2 protein-coding genes and 2 pseudogenes are annotated in these 8,409 nt (G+C 37.6%); 2 read left to right on the top strand and 2 right to left on the bottom strand.

Annotated features, from left to right (window positions below; all coding sequences use genetic code 11):
* Together ACFILW_RS11245 and ACFILW_RS11240 are read right to left on the bottom strand one after the other, a co-directional pair.
* On the bottom strand, window positions 1-2,522 hold a 2,522-nt coding region (locus tag ACFILW_RS11245), incomplete at its 3' end, for an autotransporter outer membrane beta-barrel domain-containing protein (RefSeq protein WP_404978537.1).
* Between the two features lie 621 nt (window positions 2,523-3,143).
* Window positions 3,144-5,537 (bottom strand): annotated as a pseudogene (locus ACFILW_RS11240) (beta strand repeat-containing protein); the annotation flags it as partial.
* A 738-nt stretch (window positions 5,538-6,275) separates the two neighbouring features.
* Here ACFILW_RS11240 and ACFILW_RS08370 point away from each other — a divergent pair.
* Window positions 6,276-7,406: a metallophosphoesterase gene (locus ACFILW_RS08370; RefSeq protein ID WP_375685531.1), complete on the top strand. Its 1,131-nt coding sequence runs from the start codon at window positions 6,276-6,278 to the stop codon at window positions 7,404-7,406.
* Window positions 7,407-8,161: 755 nt separating this feature from the next.
* A pseudogene (locus ACFILW_RS08365) lies at window positions 8,162-8,409 on the top strand (phage tail tape measure protein); the annotation flags it as partial.

Below are 8,409 nucleotides of genomic sequence, written 5' to 3'. Positions count from 1 at the left end.
TTTCCGTAAGTATAGAGGAAGAAACCGGTTTGTTTTTCTTCTTCTTTTCCTAAGACAGATGTTCTGATATTGGCTAAGAGTGCGTTTTGTTTAGCCATATCGGTTAATCCACTATAGAAGAGAGCATTTGGCATGACTAAGTAACTGGCCGTTTGTGCTACAGGGACGATCACACTTGGACCAGAACCAGAATCTGTTTCAAGAATTTCTTTATGCAAACGGAAATCCCAGAAATTTTCATTCTTTTCATCAAAGAGGCTTTGTGCAACATCGGCTGTACCGTGGCTTGACTCTGGTCCATAGGCCGTTAGCGTATATTTATAAGGCAAACGATTTCTTGTGGTATAGCCATTTACGAGTTTGAAAGAGTCTTCTTGTGCTTTTCCAGATACTTGAATGAGCGAGAGACCACCTATATTGGAAGGATCAGCAGCATTGACTACACTACTTTCATCTCCTGAATCGCTTTTGATATAAACTGTTGTGGAGCCTGAGACATCACCGTGGATCAGAAGTCTATCGGTTTTTTGATCGGCACTTGCTACGCCATCACTCCAAGCAATGTTGAAGTAAATCTTTGCATTACCAGAGGCGTTGTAGACTTCTTGCGTATCTGGTTTACCAGATCCTATATGCAATGTGTGATAATGATCTTCTACCAGTCCATCAAAAACAATAGAGCTGTTATCGAGATTAAGCGTAGAAATATCGGAACGAGATCTTTGAGCAATATCAAGCAGATTGCCATCAGCATCTTTTTCTTTTGTACTGGTCTTTAGTGTCCATGTTGTCTTGTTTTTTAGATCAAAACGTACATTTCTGTCTTTAGCAATATTCGCTTTGCCCTCTAGAGTAGACTGATCAGCGCTTAAGGTGAAGGTGCCATTGGAGATCGCTTTAACCTCTTTATTGTTCCAATAATTGTCATTTTTCCAAGATTTTGGATCTTCGAAAAGACCATCTCCTAACAATACATCAGCATGGATTTCTGAATTTTTGAGATTGACTGTACCGATTGATAAAGTTGGAATATCTTCCATGTTTGTGTTAGTAAAAGCTCCAACAAAAATTCCAGTACCATTTTCAGCGTGAACATCTGCATTGGTTAAATTGATTTCACTGCTTTTACGTTTTTGTGGATCATCTGGATAATCTAGATCAGGATTAGAGAGAGCTATAAATTGCAAACCAGCAACTCCTGCTATCATAGAAGTATTCACGACATCAATATGTCCATTAGCTGCTGTCCATAGTGCAACTTTTTTTGCTTCTATTTTATTTTTTATTGTATTCTCTGCTGCTCCAATATAACCATTCGTCATCTTAATTGTGCTATTATTTTCTGCAGTGAGACCAACATCAAAGTTTTGAATGATTGTTTTACCATTTAACTTAATTAAACTATCAGTTTCTGCAACGTTTACAGCAACGGTTTGTTGTTTACTTTCACTACCAGTTATTGTTAAATCTCCGCTAATGATTTTACTTCCACCGTCTGCATAAAACCCTTCATCGACATTTTGAATGGTTGTTTTGCCCATTAACCTAACTTCACTACCAGAGTCCGATGTCCATATACCAGTGCGTTCGTTGTCGGGGCCTTCAAGTGCTTCACCACCGATTATCGATAAGTTTTCGCTAATGATTTTACCACCGTTAACTGCTCCAAGGCCGTCCAAAGTATTGTTAATTATTATATCACCATGCAATTGAATTGTGCTGTCATTGCCACTTACAAATGCACCGCTTCCTTTTCCCTCTGTTTTTAGAGCAACATCTGTGGCATCAATATGCCCACCGTTGATTGCGAATAACGCTGTTTTGTTCGCGGCTACGGATCCTCCCGTCATTATGATCTTAGATCCTGAACCGTCTGCAAGGAGTCCTCCGCCATTAGATGATATAATGTTAGCATTGTTTTTTAAGATAATCGTACTGCTGGTTTCGGCGCTTCCTCCTACAGCACGTCCACTAAATGATCCTCCTGAGACCGTTATTGTTGAGTGATCATTTGCAACTATACTGGCGGCTGCTTGAGTCACTGTTACATCTTTTAAAGTGACGGTACTTTTGTCTGCTTTTATTCCAAAGTTTAGTAGCGCATCGTCTTTACTATTCGATATCTTCACACCTTCTAGCTTGTTTTCACCGCTGTTACTGTTTAAGAATCCCGCACCAACTAGAGAAGTTTTAATGGTTCCTCCAGTCATGTTTATTGCGCCACCATCGTTTGTTGTAAGTCCAATTTCACTATTACTAATCGTTGTTCCTTCAAGCAATTCAACTACACTGCCTTCGCCATTAGAAAATACACCAGACGATATATCTTCGTCACCTAGAGATACATCTGTAACATTTAGAGACACATTTGTGACCGTAATATGTCCACCATTTTCAGCAACCAATGCATTACCTTTCCCCGTGACGGTTCCTCCCGTCATGCTGATGGTGGAGTTTGAACTATTTGCATAGAGTCCAATGTTATCAGATGATGTAATGTTTGCATTGTTGGTTAAAGTGATGGCGCTGCCGTTTTGAGCAGATATTGTTGTATTTTGTGCATGAAATGATCCTCCTGAGGCTGTTATTGTCGAGTGATCATCTGCAACTAAGGCATTGGTTGCTTGCATGACGGTTACATCTTTTAAAGTGACGATACTGTTTTGGTCTGCTATTACTCCCAAGCCCAGTGGCGCATCGTCTTTACCACTTGATATTGTCACACCTTCTAGTCTGTTTTCATTGCTGCTGCTTGAGAAGACAGCACCAACTAGAGAAGTTTTAATGGTTCCTCCAGTCATTTTTATTGTGCCACCATCGTTTGTTGTAAGTCCAATTTCACTATCACTAATCGTTGTCCCTTCAAGCAATTCAACTACACTGCCTTTGCCATTAGAAAATACACCAGATGACTTATCGCTATCATTTGTTTTTAGGGTTACATCTGCAACAGTAATATGGCCACCATTTTTAGCAACCAATGCATTACCTTTCCCCGTGACGGTTCCTCCCGTCATGCTGATGGAGGATTTTGAACTGTTTGCATAGAGTCCAACATCATCAGATGATGTAATTTTTGCACCGTTTGTTAAAGTGATGGCGCTGCCGTTTTGAGCAGATATTGTTGTATTTTGTGCATGAAATGATCCTCCCGAGATTGTTATTGTCGAATCATGATCTGCAAATATACCGGCTGCTGCTTGAGTCACTGTTACATCTTTTAAAGTGGCGGTACTTTTATCTGCTTTTATCCCAAAGTTCAGTGGCGTATCGTCTTTATCACTCGATATTGTTACATTTTCTAGTTTGTTTTCATGACTGTTACTGTTTAAGAATCCAGCACCAGCTGCAGAAGCTGTAATGGTTCCTCCAATCATCTTGATTGCGCCATCATTTTGGAATGCAAGCCCGATTGCACTACCACTAATTGTGGTCTTTCCAAGCAATTCAATTACACTATTTGCGCCATTAGAAAATACACCAAATGACTTATCGCTATCATTTGTTTTTAGGGTAACATCTGTAACAGTAATATGACCACCATCTTCAGCAACCAAAGCACTCGCTTTTCCCGTGACGTTTCCTTCTATCATTGTGATGGAGGAGTTTGAATCTTTTGCATAGAATCCAACATCATCAGATGATGTAATTTTTGCACCGTTTGTTAAAGTGATGGCGCTGCCGTTTTGAGCAGATATTGTTGTATTTTGTGCATGAAATGATCCTCCCGAGATTGTTATTGTCGAATCATGATCTGCAAATATACCGGCGGCTGCTTGAGTTACTGTTACATCTTTTAAAGTGACGGTACTTTTATCTGCTTTTATTCCAACGTTTAGTGGCGCATCGTCTTTACCACTCGAGATTGTCACATTTTCTAGTTTGTTTTCACGACTGTTACTGTTTAAGAATCCAGCACCAGCTGCAGAAGCTGTAATGGTTCCCCCAGTCATCTTGATTACACCACCGTTTTGTGCTTGAAGCCCGATTGCACTATCACTAATCGTTGTCTTTCCAAGTAATTCAATCATGCTACCAAGGTCATCAGAAGCTACACCAAGTCCATCACCATTTGTTTTTAGGGTGACATCTGTAACAGTAATATGGCCACCGTATGTTGTCGTTACTGCTTCCTCTTTCGCTGTGATGCTCCCTCCTGTCATTTCGATGATGGACTTTGAACCTTCCGCATAGAGTCCAGCATCATTATATGATGTAATTTTTGCACCGCCAGTTAAAGTGATGTTGCCGCCGTTTTGAGCAAATATTGCGGCTTTTTCTGCATCAAATGATCCTCCTAAGACGTTTACTGTGGAATCATATGCATCTATGGCAGTTTGTGCTTGCGTCACTGTTACATTATTTAAAGTGACATTACTGTTAGTTGCCTTGATTCCATTGATTAGTGGCGCATCATCTTTCCCACTTGATGTCACTACATCTTTCAGTTCGTTTTCTTTGCTCTTGCTATCTAAAAAGAATGCACCAACTTTGGACGCTGTAATGCTTCCCCCAGTCATTGCGATTGCGCCACTTTCTTGTGTTTTTAACCCGATTATCGCATCATTGATCTTTGTATCAGATAATTCAATTACACTGTTTTCACCTTGAGACAAGGCGCCGAATCCACTCTCAATTTTAGTACCCTTATTATATGCAGGGTTATCCCCTTCTGTAGTAGGTGCACTTGTGGTATTTCCCTTTGCTGTTAGAGTACCACCCGTGACTTTAATATGACCACCGTCGTTTGTATACAATGCTGCGTCTTTTCCAGTTACGCTTCCCCCAGTCATTTTTATGGTGGTATTTTCATCATCGGCATGGAGTCCGTTACCATTAGATGAGGTAATGTTAGTACCGCCATCTACAGTAATGGTGGTGCCGCCCATAGCATATACGCCATCCATTTTACCTTCGAATGATCCTCCGGATACTATAACTTGAGAAACGACATCCGCAAGTATACCAGTTTCTGCTTGCTTAACTGTTACATTTTCTAAAGTGATAAAACTTTCGTTGTTTATTTCTATTCCAAGGAGTGATGATGCTTCATTTTTATTATCTGATATCACTACATTTTGCAGTATATTTCTATTATCCTTACTACCATCGATATAAACGCCAGTTTGAGAAGCTGTAATGTTTCCTCCAGTCAGGTTGATGTTAGCGCCGTCTTTTACAGAAATACCAAAGCGAACATCAGAATCAGTGCCTTGAATATTTAAGTTATTTAATTCAAGCGCACTGGTAGCACCTTCAACTGTTACAACATACTTATCATTGCTTGTATCTGTATTTGTGCTTTCGTTTCCAGTTACAATTACAGTGCTACCGGTGATTTTTCCTTTGTCTTTTACATAAATAGTCTCGTACGTTTTTCCGGATACTTCTTGTTGTTTTCCTTCAGAAACTTCGAGATTTTCAGCATGTGCACTGAACTGGATGTTGAACAGGATGATAGCGGCTGTAGCTGTGCATGATAAAAGAGATGTTTTATACACTAGTATTCCCCTTATGAGAGCCCCCCAAATATTCATTTCCCCGCAAATTAAATAAGAAGAAGTGAAAATGGATAGTTGTTATTAATTTCAGTAATTGTCTTTATTGGGTAAGACATTTTTGATTTTTTGTCAAAATTAAAAAATAATTGATATTAAATTTGTATGAATTTATATTTAACACACAATGTGTTTGTAATTATTTATATTATATAATTAAATTTATTGTAAATATATATTATAGAAATAATAAATATTATTACAATACTTACATAATTCAAATTATTTTTATAAATTAATGATAGTATTTTCTGTAATACTTCTGCATTTTTATAGCTTGTCAAAGTGAGTGATGACGGTAATACTCAAACACTATTGCTAGAACTTTTGATTATTTATACCTTATTTATCATAATATTCTAATATATTTTATCTTGATATCCAAAGGAGTTGGGTGCTCTAGTATAAGAATACATTTTTTCTCCTGTTGGGGATATTTTAATAGTATATGACTAAGTTTTTATAAGCTGTTGATGTATCGATGACATTTGAAAGAGCTCGAGCCCAAGCTTATAAATCTCAATCAATTAAAGTTCTTGAAGTTGAAGGCTTGAAATCAACAGTGCTTTTATATCATCAAAGTGCACCTTCATTGAAGGATTATTGCTTTCGTTATTTCGAATTTTTGACACATTTTTGACAAGAAAATCTAAAAAATTGCTTCTGAGGAATTTTTTTTAATATAAAAATATGTAACGTTTTTATGGTGACAGGTTTATGAGATATAAAGTTGAATTGGTAATCACCGTGATTGCTTTTACTCTCTCTGGTTGTTTTAATCTTGATTCTGAAAGAATAAAAAGAGACAAGAGGCTTCATCATGATGCATTCATGGATTGGTCGATGAAAGAAAAGTCTCTTACAAAAAATTACACTGCTATTATTATGGCTGATCCGCAACCGTGGCGTTTAAATTCTGGTGATGCCAATGGAATATCAAACAGAGAGCCATGGTTAAAGATAAATGAGCAAGTTGCTGGTGTGATAAAAGCGCACAGGGCTGCATTCCATATTGTCAATGGTGATCTGACGGAGTTTGGACAACAAAAAAACTATGATGATTATGAACATGTTTATAAAACTCTAGGAGCACCTGTCTATGAGGGGCTAGGGAATCACGATTATGCCAATAATGTTGGTAATTGTACAAATCCTCAAGAATTCAGTTTTTACAAAGATGCTTGTGCTATAAGTGCAGTTTCAAGAATGGTATCGGAAATCAAAAAATACCGTAGTCAATTATCGCATTTCAATGCAGATGTTACTGAAAGTTTGATTCCTATTTCGGGTGAAAATATTCGCTCGATAAGGGGGAGTTTGAGTTATTCTTGGGATTATGGAGATGTTCACTATGTGCAGCTTCACAATTATCCAAGCTATACGGTTCGTTTGAAGGGGCAGTCTACAGAAGTGCAAATCAATAAATCTTTAGATTGGCTTAGGAACGATTTAGCTGCTGCTGATGCAAGAGGTAAAGTGACAATCATTAATTTTCATGATGCGCGTGCTGCTTCTATTGATGGTGAATCCTTTTTTATTCGTAAAAAGAATGCTAAAGATTTGTCGGTCTTTAAGTCAATTATTACCTCTCATAATGTTAAAGCAATCTTCGTGGGTCACACGCATTATCAGTCTTATTGCCGTGCGAAAAATGATAAGGTTTTTGGAAATATCCCTATATATACAGCTGGTGCGCTTTTTAATGGAGATTATTACCTCTTAGATGTGAAAGGCAAGACCATTCACGTTAAAGCCTATAATGGAGAAATAGGAAAACCGCTTTTAATTAAAGATCTTGGCGTTATAGGGAAAGACACCCAATTTTCGGCAAGTTGCAGTAAGTTATAATAGGATTTGTTTCTTTGTCTTAAAGCATGAGGGAAAAAGCGTATTATATGTGCGGACTTGAAGAGCAGTAGGAGTGTCTAAATGTTACTTAGAAATAGAGTGAAAAATCAGACATACTTTTTTCAAAGCTGCTAAGCTTTCAGGTTATACGCTATAAGTGCAATGGTTTGATGTGAACTGAGCTTTAATACAAAGTAGAATAATGGTTTGTTATTCTATTTTTTCTTTTTAGGCTTTTATCTTTGAAGAAAAGGAGAGGTTGTCAAGGGTATGTTCATAATTTGCTAGCACATGGTGTCCAGAATTATCAAGAAGGCTGTTTCTATTAGTTTGTTGCGGTATAATTATCAAGTTATGTCCTTTGTTAGAGCTTATAATATCTACTCATGGGCAACTCTTTTCTTTTTCATAAGAAAAGCTTTTTATTTTGATCAATTTTTTACTTATAATCTTCAAACAATTGATGTTTTATGATGCTGTATAATTTCTCTTGATTAACCGTATAAACTTTTAGTTGTATTACAATTTTATCTTCTTCTTTTATACGTAAGTAAATCGTTACAATAATACGATACAAATATTGGAGTTTGTTTATAGCGGTTATGGTCTCATGCAATTATCCTTAGATGACTTTCACATGTTTTGGCAGTTTTATCTTTGCTTTGAGAGAAGTGTAAAAAGGGAATTTTAAGAAGTTTCAGTTTAGAAAGAGCTTTTTTGCCCGCGAAAAGCTCTCGGAGAGTGCCAAGGCTGGTATGGAACAAGCGGGCGAAGATCTGGCTAATTCGATTGTCGATGGCTTTATGTCGTCTATCTCACAATTGATGGATTTTTGTAAATCTTTGCCTAGCCGCATTAAGGGGTGGATTGGGTCCATTGATGTAAGAGAGTTTTTGCCAAGTTTTTTGGGGGGTAAAACAGCCATTCAACCCATCGTGCAATTTGCGGGAGCTTCTCCTGTAAATTCATCTGCGAGAGAGCAAAGAGACAAAGACCGTTCCCC

The sequence above is a fragment of the Bartonella sp. TT110JLCBS genome (genome assembly GCF_042193405.1).
Taxonomy (GTDB): Bacteria; Pseudomonadota; Alphaproteobacteria; order Rhizobiales; family Rhizobiaceae; genus Bartonella.
This window is presented reverse-complemented; position numbering and strand designations above follow the sequence as displayed.

Excerpts from the sequence above, each read along its gene's own strand:
- ACFILW_RS08370 (WP_375685531.1), top strand. The coding sequence starts at position 6,276 with ATGAGATATAAAGTTGAATTGGTAATCACCGTGATTGCTTTTACTCTC.